The sequence below is a fragment of the Pseudomonas sp. NFR16 genome, from assembly GCF_900108875.1.
In the GTDB taxonomy this organism is placed as follows: domain Bacteria; phylum Pseudomonadota; class Gammaproteobacteria; order Pseudomonadales; family Pseudomonadaceae; genus Aquipseudomonas.
Window position 1 is genome coordinate 33,776 of the sequence record NZ_FNYJ01000002.1, and the last position, 15,813, is coordinate 49,588.

13 protein-coding genes are annotated in these 15,813 nt (G+C 61.1%); 5 read left to right on the forward strand and 8 right to left on the reverse strand.

Annotation, left to right across the window (positions count from 1 at the left end):
• Nucleotide 1 precedes the first annotated feature (1 nt).
• The 5 genes from clsB to BMZ10_RS08860 all read right to left on the reverse strand — a co-directional run bounded on the left by clsB (nucleotide 2) and on the right by BMZ10_RS08860 (nucleotide 5,073).
• Complete coding sequence (gene clsB / locus BMZ10_RS08840; protein ID WP_256214450.1) at nucleotides 2–1,252, reverse strand: cardiolipin synthase ClsB; 1,251 nt, start codon at nucleotides 1,250–1,252, stop codon at nucleotides 2–4.
• Entirely contained in the window at nucleotides 1,249–2,043 is a 795-nt protein-coding gene (locus BMZ10_RS08845) for an endonuclease/exonuclease/phosphatase family protein (RefSeq protein WP_371265956.1), read from the reverse strand. The genes clsB and BMZ10_RS08845 overlap by 4 nt, the downstream gene beginning before the upstream one ends.
• On the reverse strand, nucleotides 2,040–2,957 hold the full coding sequence (locus BMZ10_RS08850) for a DUF72 domain-containing protein (protein WP_093460298.1): 918 nt from the start codon (nucleotides 2,955–2,957) through the stop codon (nucleotides 2,040–2,042). The genes BMZ10_RS08845 and BMZ10_RS08850 overlap by 4 nt, the downstream gene beginning before the upstream one ends.
• 139 nt (nucleotides 2,958–3,096) lie before the next feature.
• A complete protein-coding gene (locus tag BMZ10_RS08855) occupies nucleotides 3,097–4,284 on the reverse strand; it encodes a hypothetical protein (RefSeq protein WP_177182089.1) in 1,188 nt (395 codons plus the stop codon).
• A 42-nt stretch (nucleotides 4,285–4,326) separates the two neighbouring features.
• Entirely contained in the window at nucleotides 4,327–5,073 is a 747-nt protein-coding gene (locus tag BMZ10_RS08860; RefSeq protein ID WP_177182090.1) for an SDR family oxidoreductase, read from the reverse strand.
• A gap of 731 nt (nucleotides 5,074–5,804) precedes the next feature.
• Between BMZ10_RS08860 and BMZ10_RS08865 the strand changes: the two genes are divergently transcribed.
• Nucleotides 5,805–6,287, forward strand: coding sequence for a cytochrome b (locus BMZ10_RS08865; RefSeq protein WP_371265962.1), 483 nt, complete (start codon nucleotides 5,805–5,807; stop codon nucleotides 6,285–6,287).
• Between the two features lie 18 nt (nucleotides 6,288–6,305).
• On the opposite strand, the gene BMZ10_RS08870 is transcribed toward BMZ10_RS08865, so the two are convergent.
• From BMZ10_RS08870 to BMZ10_RS08880, 3 genes are all read right to left on the reverse strand, one after another.
• A complete protein-coding gene (locus BMZ10_RS08870; protein WP_371265963.1) occupies nucleotides 6,306–7,415 on the reverse strand; it encodes an HlyD family secretion protein in 1,110 nt (369 codons plus the stop codon).
• A 92-nt stretch (nucleotides 7,416–7,507) separates the two neighbouring features.
• Nucleotides 7,508–9,187: an MFS transporter gene (locus BMZ10_RS08875; RefSeq protein ID WP_177182091.1), complete on the reverse strand. Its 1,680-nt coding sequence runs from the start codon at nucleotides 9,185–9,187 to the stop codon at nucleotides 7,508–7,510.
• 272 nt (nucleotides 9,188–9,459) lie between these two features.
• Entirely contained in the window at nucleotides 9,460–10,635 is a 1,176-nt protein-coding gene (locus BMZ10_RS08880; protein ID WP_093460311.1) for an XdhC family protein, read from the reverse strand.
• Between the two features lie 378 nt (nucleotides 10,636–11,013).
• On the opposite strand from BMZ10_RS08880, the gene BMZ10_RS08885 reads away from it, so the two are divergent.
• The 4 genes from BMZ10_RS08885 to BMZ10_RS08905 all read left to right on the forward strand — a co-directional run bounded on the left by BMZ10_RS08885 (nucleotide 11,014) and on the right by BMZ10_RS08905 (nucleotide 15,810).
• Nucleotides 11,014–11,370 (forward strand): DUF427 domain-containing protein, encoded by a 357-nt coding sequence (locus tag BMZ10_RS08885; protein WP_093460314.1) that lies wholly within the window; start codon nucleotides 11,014–11,016, stop codon nucleotides 11,368–11,370.
• Nucleotides 11,371–11,538: 168 nt separating this feature from the next.
• Nucleotides 11,539–13,686, forward strand: coding sequence for an ergothioneine biosynthesis protein EgtB (gene egtB, locus BMZ10_RS08890; protein ID WP_093460317.1), 2,148 nt, complete (start codon nucleotides 11,539–11,541; stop codon nucleotides 13,684–13,686).
• A gap of 256 nt (nucleotides 13,687–13,942) precedes the next feature.
• Nucleotides 13,943–14,491: a TetR/AcrR family transcriptional regulator gene (locus BMZ10_RS08895; RefSeq protein WP_177182092.1), complete on the forward strand. Its 549-nt coding sequence runs from the start codon at nucleotides 13,943–13,945 to the stop codon at nucleotides 14,489–14,491.
• Nucleotides 14,492–14,715: 224 nt separating this feature from the next.
• Nucleotides 14,716–15,810, forward strand: coding sequence for an enoyl-CoA hydratase/isomerase family protein (locus BMZ10_RS08905; protein WP_093460325.1), 1,095 nt, complete (start codon nucleotides 14,716–14,718; stop codon nucleotides 15,808–15,810).
• Nucleotides 15,811–15,813 lie beyond the last annotated feature (3 nt).

Consider the following 15,813-nt stretch of genomic DNA (forward strand, 5'->3'; position numbering starts at 1 on the left):
TTCATAGCGACTTCTCCCGATCGGTCGACAGCTCATTTTTCAATTCCGCCGCTTCTGGAATCACCTCCGGCGCTCGCACCGGTTTCAGGCGTGGGCCATGCACCGGAAACAAGCCGGCAATAGCAGGAAAGTGGCGCAGAAAGTGGAAGCTGAAAAAAATCATCGGCGCGCGCCACCACTGTCCCTTGGCCAGGCCTTTGAGATTGACTTGCTTGCTGTGCGCAAGGGCCAGATCCCGCAGATGCTCGTGCAGGCGCTGATTGAGTGCGTGGTCGCGAATGAACAGATTGGCTTCCAGGTTCAACGCCAGGCTCAAAGGGTCAAGATTGCTGGAGCCCACCGTCGACCACTCGTGATCGATCAGTGCGACCTTGCCGTGCAACGCGCGTTGCTTGTACTCGTGGATCACCACGCCTTCGCGCAGCAGCCACGTGTAAGTCAGCCTGGAGCACATGCGCACGAACGGCATGTCGGGCTGGCCCTGCAGAATCAACGTGACTTTCACGCCGCGCCGCGCGGCGTTGCGCAGCTCCCGCAGAAAACGATAACTGGGGAAAAAATACGCATTGGCGATGGTGATGCGCTGGGTCGCGTTGCGCATCGCCAGTAAATACTGCTCTTCGATGTCGGTGGTGTGTCGGCGATTGTCACGCTCGGCCATCAGCATCCGCGCGCTGCCCGCCTGACGGGTCACCGGCTTGAGCGGCGTGAACGTCTTGCGCACGGCCGGGCCGAGCATGTTCAACGTTGAGCGGTAAATGTCGGCAACAATCGGCCCGCGCACGAGCACGGCATAATCCTGCTTGGCGGTGATGCCGGTGTCGGCCATGTGGTCGACGCTATAATTGATGCCGCCCATGAACGCCAGTTCGGCATCGATGACCACGACCTTGCGGTGCAGGCGGCGGAACAGGTTCGTGCGCATGCCCATGAACTTGGGGCGCGGGTCGAACAGCTGGATCTGGACGCCCGCCTCGATCATCTGCGCGACGAATTCAGAGCTCAGGTCGCTGGTGCCGTAGTCATCGACGGTAATGACCACCCGCACGCCACGACGAGCCGCCTCGATGACCGCCTGTTGCAGGCCCTCGCCAACCCGGTCTTCGAAAATGATGAAGGTTTCCAGCAAGACCTCCTGCCGGGCAGCACGAATGCTGTCGAAGACCCTGGCAAAGAAGTCCTCGCCGTTGATCAGCAGTTCCACCGAATTGCCGTCCTGCCATACGCCACACATGTCACTGAAAGCCTTCATAGCGTCACCTCCACCGCCAAAGGCGCATGATCGGAAAGATGCGACCAGGGCCGGTTCGACAGAACCCTGGGCGTCCTGATTCGCGCGTTACGCACGTAGATACGGTCCAGGCGCAGTAAGGGGAAGCGCGCCGGAAAACTTTTCGCCGGCGCGCCGAACGCCTCGACGAACACTTCGCGCAGCCCCGTGGGCGTCAACACGGCATCGGCCTTCTTGCGCCAATCGTTGAAGTCGCCGGCGATGATCACCGGCGCCTCTGGCGGCAGGCGACCGACCAGTTCGGCAAGCAGGGTGAGCTGCTGCTGGCGATGATTTTCCTTGAGCCCCAGATGCACGCAGACCGCGTGCACCTCGCCGAAGTGCGGCACCTGCAGGACACAATGCAGAAGGCCGCGTTCTTCGGTGCCGAGAATAGAGATGTCGAGGTTTTCATGGCGCACGATCGGGTACTTGGACAGCAACGCATTGCCGTGATGCCCGTGTGGGTAAACAGCGTTGCGCCCGTAGGCGAAATCCTTCCACATGCTGTCGGCGAGGAATTCATACTGTGAAGTGGTTGGCCAGTTTTTCACGTTCTGCGCGTGATCCTGGTGCTCGCCATGGACCTCCTGAAGGAACACAACGTCGGCCGACACGCTGCGCACGGCGTCGCGCAGCTCCGGCAGGATGAAACGCCGATTGAGAAAGCCGAAGCCCATGTGCATGTTCATGGTCAGGATATTGAGCGTGACGACGGTCGTTGCGCTTTGACGTCGACCGCCGATTTCGTCAGGAATCAGGGCACTGGTCAAAAGCTCACTCCTCGTAGATCGCCAGGCGAGACTTCCAATGCATCTGCCAGCTCGAAACGCTCCAGCAAGGTGCGCGCGTCGTAAGGCGCACGGACTTTGATGTCGTTATCGAAGTAGCAGTAGATGTCCCGGGATTTGCGCGCCCTTGGCGCTTTGTCCAGCGCCAGGTGCGCGTCCTTGGGCTGGGCGCCCTGGCGCCACGCGTCGATCCGGTCGCCCCAGCGTTTCAACGCCGCAGGGGTATAGCCGCTGGCATACAACTCTTTGTCCCCATGCAAGCGCAGGTAAACGAAATCACTGGTCAGGTCTTCCAGGTACGGCCACTTGCCAGCGGTGTCGGCGACCACCAGCGCGACCTTGTACTTACGCAGCAGCTCGATGAACGCAGGCACTGCAAAACTCTCGTGCCGGATTTCTACCGCGTGGCGCAGCCTGGCTTTGCCGGGGATGTCCAGATACCCCGGTTTTTCCATCCGCGCTGCACACTTTTTGGCGAGGGCCTTGGCGGACTTGCCGTCATGGGGCAGCAGGCTGAGGAAAGTCTCGAAACGATCGGCGTCGAATTTGAAGGCCGGTGGGAACTGCCAGAGAATCGGGCCGAGTTTCTCGCGCAATCGAAAAATGCCGGATGCAAAGAAGTTCGCCAAGGGCTCTTCGATTTCCTTCAGGCGACGAACATGGGTGATGTATCGCGGGGCTTTCACGCTGAACACGAACCCCTTGGGCGCGTCGGCATACCAGCGCGCGTACAGGTCCGGCGACTGCAGGGAATAGAACGAGCCGTTAATTTCAATGCTGTTGACCGCCCGGGAGGCGAACTTCAGCTCGTTCTTCTGGGCCAGACCTTCAGGGTAAAAGTCGCCTCGCCACGGCTCATAGCGCCAGCCGGAAATGCCGATGTGAATATCGCTCATGCAAGGGCTCTCTCATGTTCTGCCGCGACACCTGCCGCAATCATCCTGAACAAGAGATAAGAAGCTTGAGACCGGGCCAGGTTCCATGGTTTTTACGCGTCCTGCGGCGCGCCGATCCGAACGATCCGGCGTCCACAGCTCACCGGGCAGAGGCCGGGTAGCCGCCGACCGCGATGTGGGTGGAAGGCTGCCGCGTATCCTGGGCGTACGCGCGGAACCTGCAAGCCAGTTCTCGCGCCCACTCGGCAGCATCACTGACCTTCATGTCTGTCATGCGAAAATTCAGCACCTTGCGCATGAGCTCGCATTGCCTGTCGCCGAAGACCACCGTGCCATCGGCCAGAATCGACTGGATGCCGTCCTGTCGCTGCCCGGCTTCGTTAACCTGAATGGCCGCCTCGCGGCGCACCCCGAACGGCAGATCCAGCAGCACTTTGCCCATGCCGACCTTGATCGGGTAGCCGCCCGGCAAACCGTGCGGACCTGGCGCATGGACGCGCACCTCGATGTCCGAATAGAGGTTCTCCAGAACCGCGACGGCCGACATCGCTGTCAAGTAATGGGCGTCCACACCGCCCAGTCGTCGAAATTCGTCGGCCACGCAGCCGAAGATCAACTCCTCGCTCCATTCGTCCGTGTATTCATGGCCGTCTATCCAGTAACTCAGGCTGCAGTCGGGCTCCGACGCTTCGACTGGCAGCCCGAAGCGAGGCACGTACTGGCTGAAATAGTGGTGCCCCACAAGCTTGACGCACACGTTCACCGGATCGGAGCCAGACAGACGAGCGATGGCGCAACGGGTCGCGGGAACCAGATTGGCGATGTTGCCGATACCGACATCCGGGGCCATGCCGACTTTGTAAAGTACTGCGTTGACGGCGTCCGGATATGCAGCATTGACCACCAGTGCCTTGGGGCAGGATTGTTTGACCGCACGCATCAAGGCGTAGGCCGGGGCCAGGTGCAAGGGCAGCCAGGGCCCGAAGCCGACCCGATCAAGCGCGTCGGATTTTTCCCTGTCCAGCGCCGCCAGCTCGGATGTCGACTGAAGCGAGGCGCAGTTCAGGATGATGTCCGGCTTGATCTTTGAGAGTGTTTCGGCGTTACAGCCAATGCATGCGGCACGCAGGTCCATCGCCCAGCCGCGAATCTGAACCACCACATTCAGCTGCAACGCCGCCTGCCTGACCAGATTGCACAACCGGGTGGCCTTTTCCAGATCGCGGGTCGCGACATGAAATTCGAACTGGTTGCGGGGGGCCAGGACCTGCAGGATCTGCAGGCACAGCCTGCCCGCTCCAACAATAAGCAGTTTTTTGCGTTGCATGGTGTTCTCCCTGAAATCCGAGGGGCCTCGGGTTCCTGATCGCTAAAAAAGATGAGTGGCGTTGCCCGCGACAATGACTTTTCCCGTCAGTGGGTGGCTATGTTCAGACAGCAAGAACATGACCGCATCGGCCACGGCGTCTGGTCTGAATGACGCGGTAGCGAGTCGCGGTCGCTCGTGCTCGCGCTTCTGCGGATGTGCGGCGGGACGGTTTTCGGCGCTTTGCTTCCCAGCGGAGGGGTCTGGGGTCTGCAGCCAAGACACTGCATTGACGCGCACTCTGGGCCCGAAACTCCATGCATTGGCACGGGTCAAGTCGATCATCCGGGCACCGGTCGCATAGTAAAAAGCCTCCTCGCCTGTGCCCTCGCTCGCAGCGTTGATATTGACAATGCTCCGCGTGTGCGGGGCATCGGGTTCCTGTCGAGCGAAATCGGACGACAGACTCATCAGCGAAGCGAAATTCACCTTATGCAACGCCGCGTTCTCACTCTCGCTGTACGCCGCACGACCCGGACCAGCGTGAGCGCCAACGTTGTTGACCAGCGCGTGCAGGGCGCGGTGTTTGTGGGTGGCGTAGAGATCGCTGATGAACCCTTGGCTGAGCTGCGTGCCGGACAGGTCGACCAGATGGGTTTCCAGCCGATGGATCGGCAGCTGCGCCTGTAACGCTTTGAGCCCCAACCGGTCGTTGTCGGCCGCGATTACGTAGAAACCTGCACTGACGCAGGCAATCGACGTCGCCATGCCGATTCCACTCCCGGCGCCCGTGATAACGACTTTCTTCATATGCAAAGTTTCCCGGCGAACGGGTGTATGTACCGACATTTCCAATGGCCGGGCGCAAAGAAACAGTGAGACTGCGAGTAAGGGGTTTGAGAGACGCGCGGCGCGTGCGGGGTAACTAACCTGCGCGCAAAGCGTTTTGGGCAGCTACTTTCCTGCGGGCGAACGAATACCGGAACTTCCATGTTAAAGCGCCTCTTGAAATAGACAACTTAAGCAAAGACTCTCGTGACAGCAGGCAAACTGCCAGCCCGTTTGGACTGGAAAACTGGTGCTTTCCAGCCTTCGGGGGATAAAGATGGATCCACGTGGATGCGCTGTCAAATCCGAATCGAGGGATTTTCGATGATTAATAACGCGGTCTGCCTAACGGTTCAATGTCCTCTCGATAAAGGTCCTTTAAAGCATTAACAGCAGTTTTTCGGATAACTTCAAACGGGTGAAAGTTAGGGCGCTCATTAAATTATTGAACAAATGCGCAAAGGACTGAGTTATCCGTAGGCGCTGAATGTTACCTGCTTAGTTGGTGGATATAACTCATGTAATATTTTGAATAATTCGTGTCAGCGGCAGTTCGCACAGCCGTTCCTGAGCCCCGCCGGCTCGACAGCGCCATGGCATTGGGTTATCAACGGCACAGCAGAACCAGAAAAATCAAAACGAGAGGCCTGACCGTGAGTACACCTTCCAACCTAGAACGCTACAGTTATAAAGCCCGCTGGTTTCATTGGGTCATGGCGATCCTGATCGTGCTGGCCTATGCCCTGATCCTCAGCCGCAGCCAGTTTGCCCGCGGCAGCGACCCGCGCACGTTCGTCGTGCAGACGCATTTCTGGGTGGGCATCGTGGTGCTGATCATGGCGTTTTTCCGCGTGGCCGAGCGCCACCGCCACACACCTCCGGGCATCACCCCGCCTCTGGAAGGTGCGCTGCGGCTGGCAGCGACGCTGTCGCACTATCTGCTCTATGCCTTTCTGTTCGCGCAGCCTTTGCTGGGGCTTTTTACCGTCCTGCTGGAGCGCGGCGCGTTGCCGGTCCCGCTCACTTCGCTGGCGATCCCGGCGCCGTTCGACATCTCCAAAGAGACCGCCGAAAACCTGGAGCACTACCACGTGCTGCTGGGGACGATCTTCTACTACGTGATCGGCCTGCACGTGATCGCCGCGATCTGGCACCACTTCGTGCGCAAAGACAACACGGTGCGACGCATGGTCTAGCCCGACCGTGCCGGACGATCAGCGCGGCGAATCCACCGTGCCGTCGACCGGGTCCGGCGGCACCGGGCCGTCCTGGCTGGTGTCAATGCTGACCACCACCGACATCCCCGGGCGCAACCGATCGACATCTTCCTGATCGTTGTCGATCGTGATGCGCACCGGAATGCGCTGGGCGATCTTGACGAAGTTGCCGGTGGCGTTGTCGGCCGGCAACAGGCTGAATTCGGAGCCTGCCGCAGGCGAGATTCGTTGCACCCGCCCTCGCATCTTGCGATTTTCGAGCGCATCGACCGTAAAGCTCACTGGCTGACCAAGGCGCACATTCGCCATCTGGGTTTCTTTCATGTTGGCGATGATCCAGCGGGGACGCGGCACCAGTGCCATCAACTGCGCACCGGAGTTGACGTACGCGCCCAGACGCACGCCAATCTGCCCCAACTGACCGTCGCGCGGCGCCGTGATCCGCGTGTTGCTGAGGTCGATACGCGCCAGCTCGATCGCCGCTTCGGCATTCTTCACCGACGCCTCCAGCGAGCCGCGATTGACGATCACGGTCTGCAAGTCTTGCCGGGAAATTTCCAGCGACGCGCGCGCTTCCGCCAGCGCCGCTCGGGCCTGAGCGTCGGCGGCGCGAGTGACGTCCAGTTCGCTTTTCGACACCGAACCGTCGGTGACCAGCGCCGAGCTGCGACGCAGATCCGCCGCGGCCTTTTCGCTCTGCGCCAGCGCGTTGGCGACCGCGGCCTGTCGCTGGACGATGGTCGCTTCGGCGCTGCGCCGTTGCTGCAGGTTATTGTCCAGCGCAGCTTTCTGAATGCCCAGCTGCGCCAGGCCCTGGTCCAGATGCTGCTGATAGATCCGGTCGTCGATCCGCACCAGCAGGTCGCCCTCCTTCACCCACTGAAAATCCTGAACCGGCACCTCGTAGACGTAACCGCTCAGTTGCGGACCGATGAGGGTGGTCTGACCGCGCACCATTGCATTTTCTGTGCTTTCGATAGGGCTGCTGAACGGCGGCAGCTGCCAGGCGTAAAGCACAACCAGCACGCCGGCCAGCGCAACGCCGCCGAACAGAATCGATGACACCAGCCTGATGCGCGCCGACCGAGGCTGGGTCGTGGCCGGCATGACCGCCGGTGCCGGGGCCGGCCCTGCCGACGCTGCCTGATTGGGCGCCGACGAAGCGCCGGAAGTGCTGCCAGAAGGATTGCCAGGTTCAGTCATGAAGAAGGAGTACCGGAAGGTTGAACGGAAGATGCGCCTGACGTCGCCGGTGTAAAAGGCGCGACCGGCTCGGTGGTGATCCACAGCCAGGTTGCCCGGCTGGTGATCCAGATCGCTGTCAGCACGGCGATCAGCGCAATGAGCATGAAGACGTCGTTGTAGGCCAGCGTATTGGCCTCGCGCGTGGCCGCCGTGGCCAGCGAGCGAATGCCCTGATTAGTGCGTGCCGACGGATCGGCAATGGCGGAGATGTACGCGCCGCTGGCGCTTTGCAGGCGCGACTGGACCTGCGCGTCGAGGAGCGTGACGTGCTCGACGATGTGCGCCGAGTGAAACTTCTCGCGCCAGACCTGAAAAGTGCCCAGCAACGCCGAGCCGATCAGGCTGCCGACGTTCTGGGTGATCCCGAACAGCACGGAGAAGCTGACCATGTTGCGCGGGTTGCTGATCACCCCGCTGATGCCCAGCACCAGCGTCGGGCCGAGAAAGAACGTCCCCCCGAACGCCAGCAGAAACTGACTGAAATACATCTGCGGGCCGCGGGTCAGGCTGGTGGAAAAACTGTCCATCGTCGAACCGATCGCCATCAGCGCCAGCGAGATGATCAGCGGCTTGAACAGATGCTGCGGGTTGATCGTCATGGCGCTGACCAACAGCCCGGCGACGCTGCCCAGCAGCATGAAAAGGTACAAGGTGTGCAACTGCTCAGTGCCCTGGTTCATGCCCTGAAGAAAACCGACGGCGCCGGTGGATTGCTCCGACAGCACAATGCGCGTCAGCAACACGCCCATGGCGAAGCGGATCATTCGTCCGCTGCCCAGCCACCGTGTGATGAGCAGCGGGCGGGTGCGGTTATGTTCGATTGCCAGCCCGGCAAGAATCAGTACGATCGACGACGCCAGCGCAATGCCGATCCACGGCTCTTCCAGCCACCATTCGATGCGCCCCAGCGACAGCGCCGCGCACAACGCGGCGAAGCCTGAGGCGAGTAACGCGAAGGTCAGGAAGTCGAGTTTTTCGAACGCTTTGAAGCGATCGCCCGGCGGCAGCTTGAGGATCAGGACGCAGCCCAGGGAAAGCAGACACATGCCCAGCTCGAACAGGTACAAGCCACGCCACTCGGCGATCTGCAGCAAGTCTTCCGAAATCAGGCGCGCCAGCGGCGTTGCCAGTTGCGCCGTGCCAAGGCCGAGTACCAGCGCCTTCATCCGCCATTTCTGCGGAAAGGCCTGAATCATGTAGTACAGGCCCAGCGAGCTGAGCGCCGCCCCCACCATGCCGTGAGCGGCGCGCACGGCGATGGCCGATTCGATGTCATTGACGAACAGATGACCGAACGTGACCAGGGCATACAACACCAGGAACACTTCGGTGAAGGCACGCAAGCCAAACTGCTGACGGAATTTGACCAGCAGCAGGTTCATCGAAACGTTGGTCATGACGTACGCGGCGGGCAGCCAGGCAATTTCCGCCTGCGTAGCGCCCAGCGCGCCCTGCAGGTACTGAAGGTTGGCGACTACCAGCGCATTGCCGAGCCCGCCGGTCAACGCGACGATGACCCCGACAATCGCAAACGCCCAACGCTTGGGCACCGGATGCAGGGGCGTGGAGGGAGAACCGGGCATCGTCGGTCGCTCATGAGGCGCCCAGTCGCGGGGTGTGTACTTGTCGTTCATCGAGCGGACCTGGTGGATTCCGTGCTGAGACCATGGGCAGAACAATATTACTCACGAGACGGTCGGCTCACGCAGCGTCAACGGACCTCATCGCGCTTAGGGCCCCATCAGGCTTCAAACGGTCGTGGCCAACGCAATTGATTCTAGCGACTTTGTGGCGGGCGCCACTTCGTCAGACTTTGCCCATGGCCGTGCTTGCAGGCATGTTCCTGAAAAAGGCGTGTACAGCCCGACGCAGCGTGGCGCATCGGGCTGAGAGTGTCGCGTCGGGACTATCCGATCATCTTCACGCGATGTTCCTGTGCGTCGAGCGCCACGTCCACGGCGTGAATACTGGCCTGACGGTGTTTGAGCATGCCGCCGGCGCGGCCGTTGAACACCGCATTGACCTCGGAAAGGATCGACAGCGCCACGCTGTGGGGCGCATCGCCGCCCAGATCCAGCCCGACCGGATAATGCAGGCGGGCGAACGCATCGGCCTCGCGCAGCGATGGCGGCAACTCGTCCAACAGCCGCTCGCTGCGGCTGCGCGGGCCCAATTGCCCGATGTAGCGCGGTGCATGCTGCAACACCTGTCCTAGCCAGTGGCGGTCCTGCGTCAGGCTATGGGTCATCACCACGACCGCCGCGTCTTGCACCATCGTCGCCAGTGCCGGCAAGGGCTCCAGCGGCAACGCCAACACCTCGTCAGCATCGGGAAAACGCTGCGGGCGGGCAAAGTGACTGCGTGCATCGATCACAGTGATGTGCCAGCCCTGCACCCTGGCCATGCTCACCAGCGGCATGGCGTCATGGCCTGCGCCGAATACCACCAGACGGCGAGGCGCGGCGATGTATTCGAGCAGGACTTCGACCGGACCGTCCGGGCCTTCGTAGGTGCTCGTTGCCGAGCGGCGGACATCCAGCACCGTTTGCAGATCCTCGGCAATGGCCGTTGCCAGCCAGCGCTCGCGCATCTGCACCTGCACACCGCTGGACGGTGAAATGGCCACTCGCTCACCCAATGCCACATGACGCTCGCTGGCCGAGCCAATCACGGTCGCCAGCGCGGCGTCGCGTCCGCTGGCCTTGACCGCACGCAAGACATCCACCACCAGACTCGGTGCCTGAGGGTGGATGCGCTCGAACAGGATGTGCACCGTGCCGTTGCAGCCGAGACCGAAACTCAGCTCGGCGTCCTCGAGCTCATCGTCGTCTTCGCCGGTGGTGTAGCTGCGCATCGAAGGCTTGCCGGTCGCAGTCAGCCACCAGGCTTTTTTGCTGACATCGCTTTCCAGGCAACCGCCGCTGACGGTGCCGGTGGCCTCGCCCATCGGCATGATGACCATGCGCGCCCCCGGACGGCGATAGGCCGAACCCTCGACCTTGACCACCGTGGCGATCACCGCTTCCTGTTGCCCGCACTGCGCGACGTCGAGCGCCTCGAGCAGGCTGGATAAGTCGTTCATGTATGCCCCCGAAAACTGACTCATTCACTCTGGCATGGCCAGTTCTGACGTTAAAAGGCCCCGTGTGTGTACCGCGGCGCCTTTGTTGCGACTGTCAGTGGCGCCTCAGGTTCAGGCTTTTCAAGAGTCGCGGCGGCAGGTCAAAACCAAGAAACACAGTCCGTTGCGCGAGCTCCGCTGGTCAGCCGAGCGGCGCGAGCGCCGTGCAGACGCCCGCAAACACAATAATATGAGCCCTAACATTTAAAGGCCCGTTTGTAATACGCTGGTCCCCCGGCGTTGTGCGAATACTACACTGGCTGTTCGCCTCGGCCATCTGTCCACAGGTATGGTGCCTGAACGTCGACTCGCTCCCCGTGAATAAAAGGATTCATCGTCATGAAAACCCCAGGTCCTGATCACCCCATCACAATCGCTGCGGTCAAGGGGCGCGTCACCGTTCAATTCAACGGCGCGCGCGTGGCTCAGAGCGACAAAGCGCTGGAACTCAAAGAGGCTTCATACCCTCCAGTTATATACATACCGCGTTCGGATATTTCGATTGAACATTACGCGCGATCCGAGCATCGAACCCATTGCCCTTACAAGGGCGACGCCAGCTACTTCAGCCTTAACGCCAATGGCGAGGTCGCTGAAAACGCTGTCTGGACCTACGAACAGGCGTATCCGTCGGTCAAGGAAATCGAAGGCCATGTCGCGTTTTACCCCGACAAAGTGACCCTCGAAGTTCATTGATTCGATGTCGATGCAGTCCCCGTCCTGTCGCTCCACCGCTTGGCTATACGAATCCGGGCCGCAACTGCGCTGTTGCGGCCCGGTCATGAGAAGAACGCAGGAAAGCCGTACCGCCTGGCTGCATGGAAATCAGCCCACCGGGCGTCGGCACACTCCGGAGAACGCCCGATGACGCGCCATTCACGCCAGCTACGCGACACCCCTGTTACCCACGCGCTGTATCAGCGCTATCAAACGGTTCGCGACCATACCGAACATCTGGTCGAGCCGCTCAGCGCCGAAGACATGGTCGTGCAGTCGATGCCTGACGCCAGTCCGGCCAAGTGGCACATGGCGCACACCACCTGGTTTTTCGAGACCTTCCTGCTGGCACCGAACGTCGATGATTACACCCCGTTCGACCCGACCTTCGGCTACCTCTTCAACTCCTATTACGAGGCCGTCGGCCCCCGTCATCCGCGTCCGCAGCGCGGCCTGATGACACGCCCCAGCGTTGATCAGGTGCTGGCGTACCGCAAACATGTCGACGAGCACATGGCAGCGTTGTTGATGACTGAGGTGTCCGATGACATGGCGAGCCTGATCGAGCTGGGGCTGGCCCACGAAGAGCAGCATCAGGAACTGCTGCTGATGGACATCCTGCACTTGTTCAGCCTGTCCTCGCTCAAGCCGACCTACAGCCCGCGCTGGCCGAAAGACGCAGGCGGTCGCCGCGGGCGGTTCAAGCCGCTGAGCGCGGGCCTGACGCAGATCGGTCATGACGGCAACGGCTTCGCCTTCGATCACGAAGGTCCGCGCCACACCACGTATCTGCAGTCTTTCGAAATCAGCGATCGCCTGGTCACCAACGGCGAATGGCTGAGCTTCATTGCCGATGGCGGTTATCACACGGCCGCGCTGTGGCTGTCCGAAGGCTGGACGCTGATACAGGAAAACGGCTGGAACGCGCCGCTGTATTGGTACCACGACGACAACGGCTGGAAGCGCATGAGCCTGCGCGGGCTGGAAGACATCGATCCGGCTGCCCCAGTCACTCACATCAGCTATTACGAAGCGGCGGCGTTCGCGACGTGGGCCGATGCACGTCTGCCCACCGAGGCTGAGTGGGAAGCCGCCGCGCGCGCCGGCTTGCTGGAACAAGTGGACAGCGTCGCCTGGCAATGGACACAAAGCGCCTACAGCGCATACCCGGGCTTCAAACCTTCCGCAGGCGCTGTGGGTGAATACAACGGCAAGTTCATGATCAACCAGATGGTCCTGCGTGGCGGCGCCAGCGTGACCTCGCCGAACCATTGCCGACTGACCTACCGCAACTTTTTTCAACCGGACAAGCGCTGGATGGTTGCAGGCCTGCGCCTGGCACGGGACAGCCGCCAACCTGGCGTGGTCAATCCTCACGACAGTGAGTTCGCCCGCGACGTGCTGGCCGGTCTGTCGGCGCCGACGAAAAGCCTGTCGCCAAAATACTTCTACGATGCGGCGGGCTCCGACTTGTTCGAGGCCATCTGTGAAACCGCCGAGTATTACCCCACTCGCGCCGAAACCGGACTGCTGAGGCGTATTGCCGACCAGATCGCCGCGACGATTCCCGAAGGCGCGGCGCTGGTGGAGTTCGGCAGCGGCGCCAGCGAAAAGACCCGACTGGTGCTGGATGCGGCTCCGCACATCGCCGTCTACGTACCGATCGACATCAGCGCCACAGCGCTGAATAAAGCCGCGCAGTCGCTTCGCCAGCAGTACCCGACATTGACCGTCGCGCCGCAGGTGGATGATTTCACCCGGGTCCTGACCTTGCCCAAGGAAGCCGACGGCCACACGCGCATCGGTTTCTTCCCCGGCTCGACGATCGGCAACTTCACCGATCAGCAGGCAGTGGATTTCCTTCACGCCGCCCACGACGTGCTGGGCGAAAACGCGCATTTCATCGTTGGCGTCGACATGGTCAAGGATGCCGACACGCTGGTGGCGGCCTATGATGATGCCGAAGGCGTGACCGCGCGCTTCAACAAGAATCTGCTGACACGGATCAATCGCGAACTGGACGCCGACTTCAACGTCGAGGCGTTTGACCATCTGGCGGTATGGAATGCGCAACAGGCGTGCATGGAAATGCATCTGGTCAGCCGTCACGAACAGGTGGTGAGCGTGGCGGGGCACAGTTTCCGCTTCGCGGCCGGTGAGCGTTTGCACACGGAGAACTCGCACAAGTTCACCGTGCAGTCCTTTACCGATCTCGCGGCACGGGCGGGCTGGACAGTCAGTGAGCACTGGGTGAGCGATGCGCCCGAGGTAGCGTTGTTCAGCCTGCAGGCATGACCGGTGAATGGCGTGCCATCCACGCCGTTCACGGTCGGTCGTGAAGAACGGGCCATCAAGATCAAAAAGGCGACCATCCGGTCGCCTTTTTTTCGTCAAACCAGGCGCTTTTGACTCCGCCCTCAGGCAACGCTTAGGGCGCTAATCGACGCTGCGAAGAGCAACCTGCTAACGTCCATGTCACAACAATCAGTCTTTTCATCAGGTACGGACATCGACATTCGCCATGGACACGCCCTCGCACCGGGAAAAAATATTGACCGAAGGATTGAAGGTCGTTCACGAACGCGGATTCGCAGGCGCCAGCGTGCGTGACATCGTCCGGGCGGCAGGCGTGCCGCAGGGCTCGTTCACCAATCACTTCGTGTCCAAGGAAGCGTTCGGCCTGGAGATCCTCGACCTGTACTGCGAGCAGACGCAACGGCTGCTCGACCGCACGCTGTTGAACACGGCGCTCGGGCCACTGCAACGCGTCATCGCCTACGTCGATGCGCACCAGTCGATTCTGGATAACGGCTGCATGAACAAGGGTTGCCTGTACGGCAACTTCACCGCCGAGAGCAGCGAACACAGCGAGTCGATTCGCCTGCGGCTGGTGGCCATCTATCAGTCGCTCACCGACCTGATCGCGACGTGCCTGACACAGGCGGTCAGAACGGGCGATCCGTCGGCCGAGCGCGACTGCCAGGCCATGGCACTGTTCATCGTTTCATCGTTACAGGGCGCGATGTTGCTGGCCAAGGCGCAGCGTCATTCGTCGGCCCTGCAAAGCCTGCGCAGCGTCGTCACTTCTTTGCTGCACTGACGTCGCTGCCTCCTTCCCCGCTTGCGTCATGGCTGCCAACCTCAGTCAGCCGGCATCCACCCTGCCGAATCAGGCAAATTGCCATGCATTACTGCACAACGGCGCTGCAGGATTCTTCATTGTCATTTGCAAAATTGCGCTGTTAGCATTCGTGAGCACCCTCACGGATCACGGCCGTTTTCGGTCGATGAATGAGCAAAACAAAAAGTAACAGGGAGTCAGCGATGACGGCACAGGTAGTATCGGCCCAGTCTTCAGGCCAACCGGCCTGCGACACCGTTCTGTCCGAAGTACGCAATCATATCGGTCACATCACCCTCAACCGCCCGCAGGGCTTGAACGCTATCGACCTGGACATGGTTCGTCAGCTGCAAGACCAGCTGGAAGCATGGGCGCGGGATGAGAAAGTCTATGCCGTGGTCCTGCGCGGCGCTGGCGACAAGGCGTTTTGCGCCGGTGGCGACATTCGCTCGATATACGACAGCTTCAAAGGCGGTCACACCGAACATCTGGATTTCTTCGCCGAAGAATACGCGCTGGACCTCACCCTTCATCACTACCGCAAACCGGTCATGGCGCTGATGGACGGGTTCGTGCTGGGCGGCGGCATGGGACTGGCGCAAGGCGTTGACCTGCGCGTGGTCACCGAGCGCAGCCGTCTGGCGATGCCGGAAGTGGCCATCGGCTATTTCCCTGACGTCGGCGGCAGTTATTTCCTGCCCCGCGTGCCGGGCGAACTGGGCATCTATCTGGGTGTGACTGGCGTACAGATCCAGGCGGCGGATGCGCTGTACTGCGGCCTGGCCGACTGGTGCATCGACAGCGCCCGGCTCGATGAACTGGATCGCCAGCTTGACCTGCTGAAATGGAGCCTCACGCCACTCAAAGATCTGCAAGGCGTACTGGCGAAACTGGCGGTGCAGCAATTGCCCGAGCCGCCGCTGGAGAAGTTGCGCCCGGCCATCGATCACTTTTTCGCGCTTCCGGATATCCCGAGCATTATCGAACAGCTGCTGCAGGTGAACGTCATCGACAGCCACCGCTGGGCCGTCGATACCGCTAACCTGATGAACACCCGTTCGCCGCTGGCGATGGCGGTCACGCTGGAGTTACTGCGCCGCGGCCGTCACCTGCCGCTCGAAACCTGCTTCGATCTGGAGCTGCACCTTGATCGACAATGGTTTGAACGGGGCGACCTGATCGAGGGCGTGCGTGCCCTGATCGTTGATAAAGACAAGAAACCGCAATGGAACCCGTCCAGCGTGCAGAGCCTTGAAGGCGAGCATGTGGCGAGTTTTTTCAGCGGTCATGAGGCGTGACCT

Coding starts and splice junctions, on each gene's coding strand:
- BMZ10_RS08860 (WP_177182090.1), bottom strand. CDS start 5,073: ATGAAGAAAGTCGTTATCACGGGCGCCGGGAGTGGAATCGGCATGGCG.
- egtB (WP_093460317.1), top strand. CDS start 11,539: ATGACGCGCCATTCACGCCAGCTACGCGACACCCCTGTTACCCACGCG.
- clsB (WP_256214450.1), bottom strand. CDS start 1,252: ATGAAGGCTTTCAGTGACATGTGTGGCGTATGGCAGGACGGCAATTCG.
- BMZ10_RS08855 (WP_177182089.1), bottom strand. CDS start 4,284: ATGCAACGCAAAAAACTGCTTATTGTTGGAGCGGGCAGGCTGTGCCTG.
- BMZ10_RS08850 (WP_093460298.1), bottom strand. CDS start 2,957: ATGAGCGATATTCACATCGGCATTTCCGGCTGGCGCTATGAGCCGTGG.
- BMZ10_RS08885 (WP_093460314.1), top strand. CDS start 11,014: ATGAAAACCCCAGGTCCTGATCACCCCATCACAATCGCTGCGGTCAAG.
- BMZ10_RS08875 (WP_177182091.1), bottom strand. CDS start 9,187: ATGAACGACAAGTACACACCCCGCGACTGGGCGCCTCATGAGCGACCG.
- BMZ10_RS08865 (WP_371265962.1), top strand. CDS start 5,805: ATGGCGATCCTGATCGTGCTGGCCTATGCCCTGATCCTCAGCCGCAGC.
- BMZ10_RS08880 (WP_093460311.1), bottom strand. CDS start 10,635: ATGAACGACTTATCCAGCCTGCTCGAGGCGCTCGACGTCGCGCAGTGC.
- BMZ10_RS08905 (WP_093460325.1), top strand. CDS start 14,716: ATGACGGCACAGGTAGTATCGGCCCAGTCTTCAGGCCAACCGGCCTGC.
- BMZ10_RS08870 (WP_371265963.1), bottom strand. CDS start 7,415: ATGCCGGCCACGACCCAGCCTCGGTCGGCGCGCATCAGGCTGGTGTCA.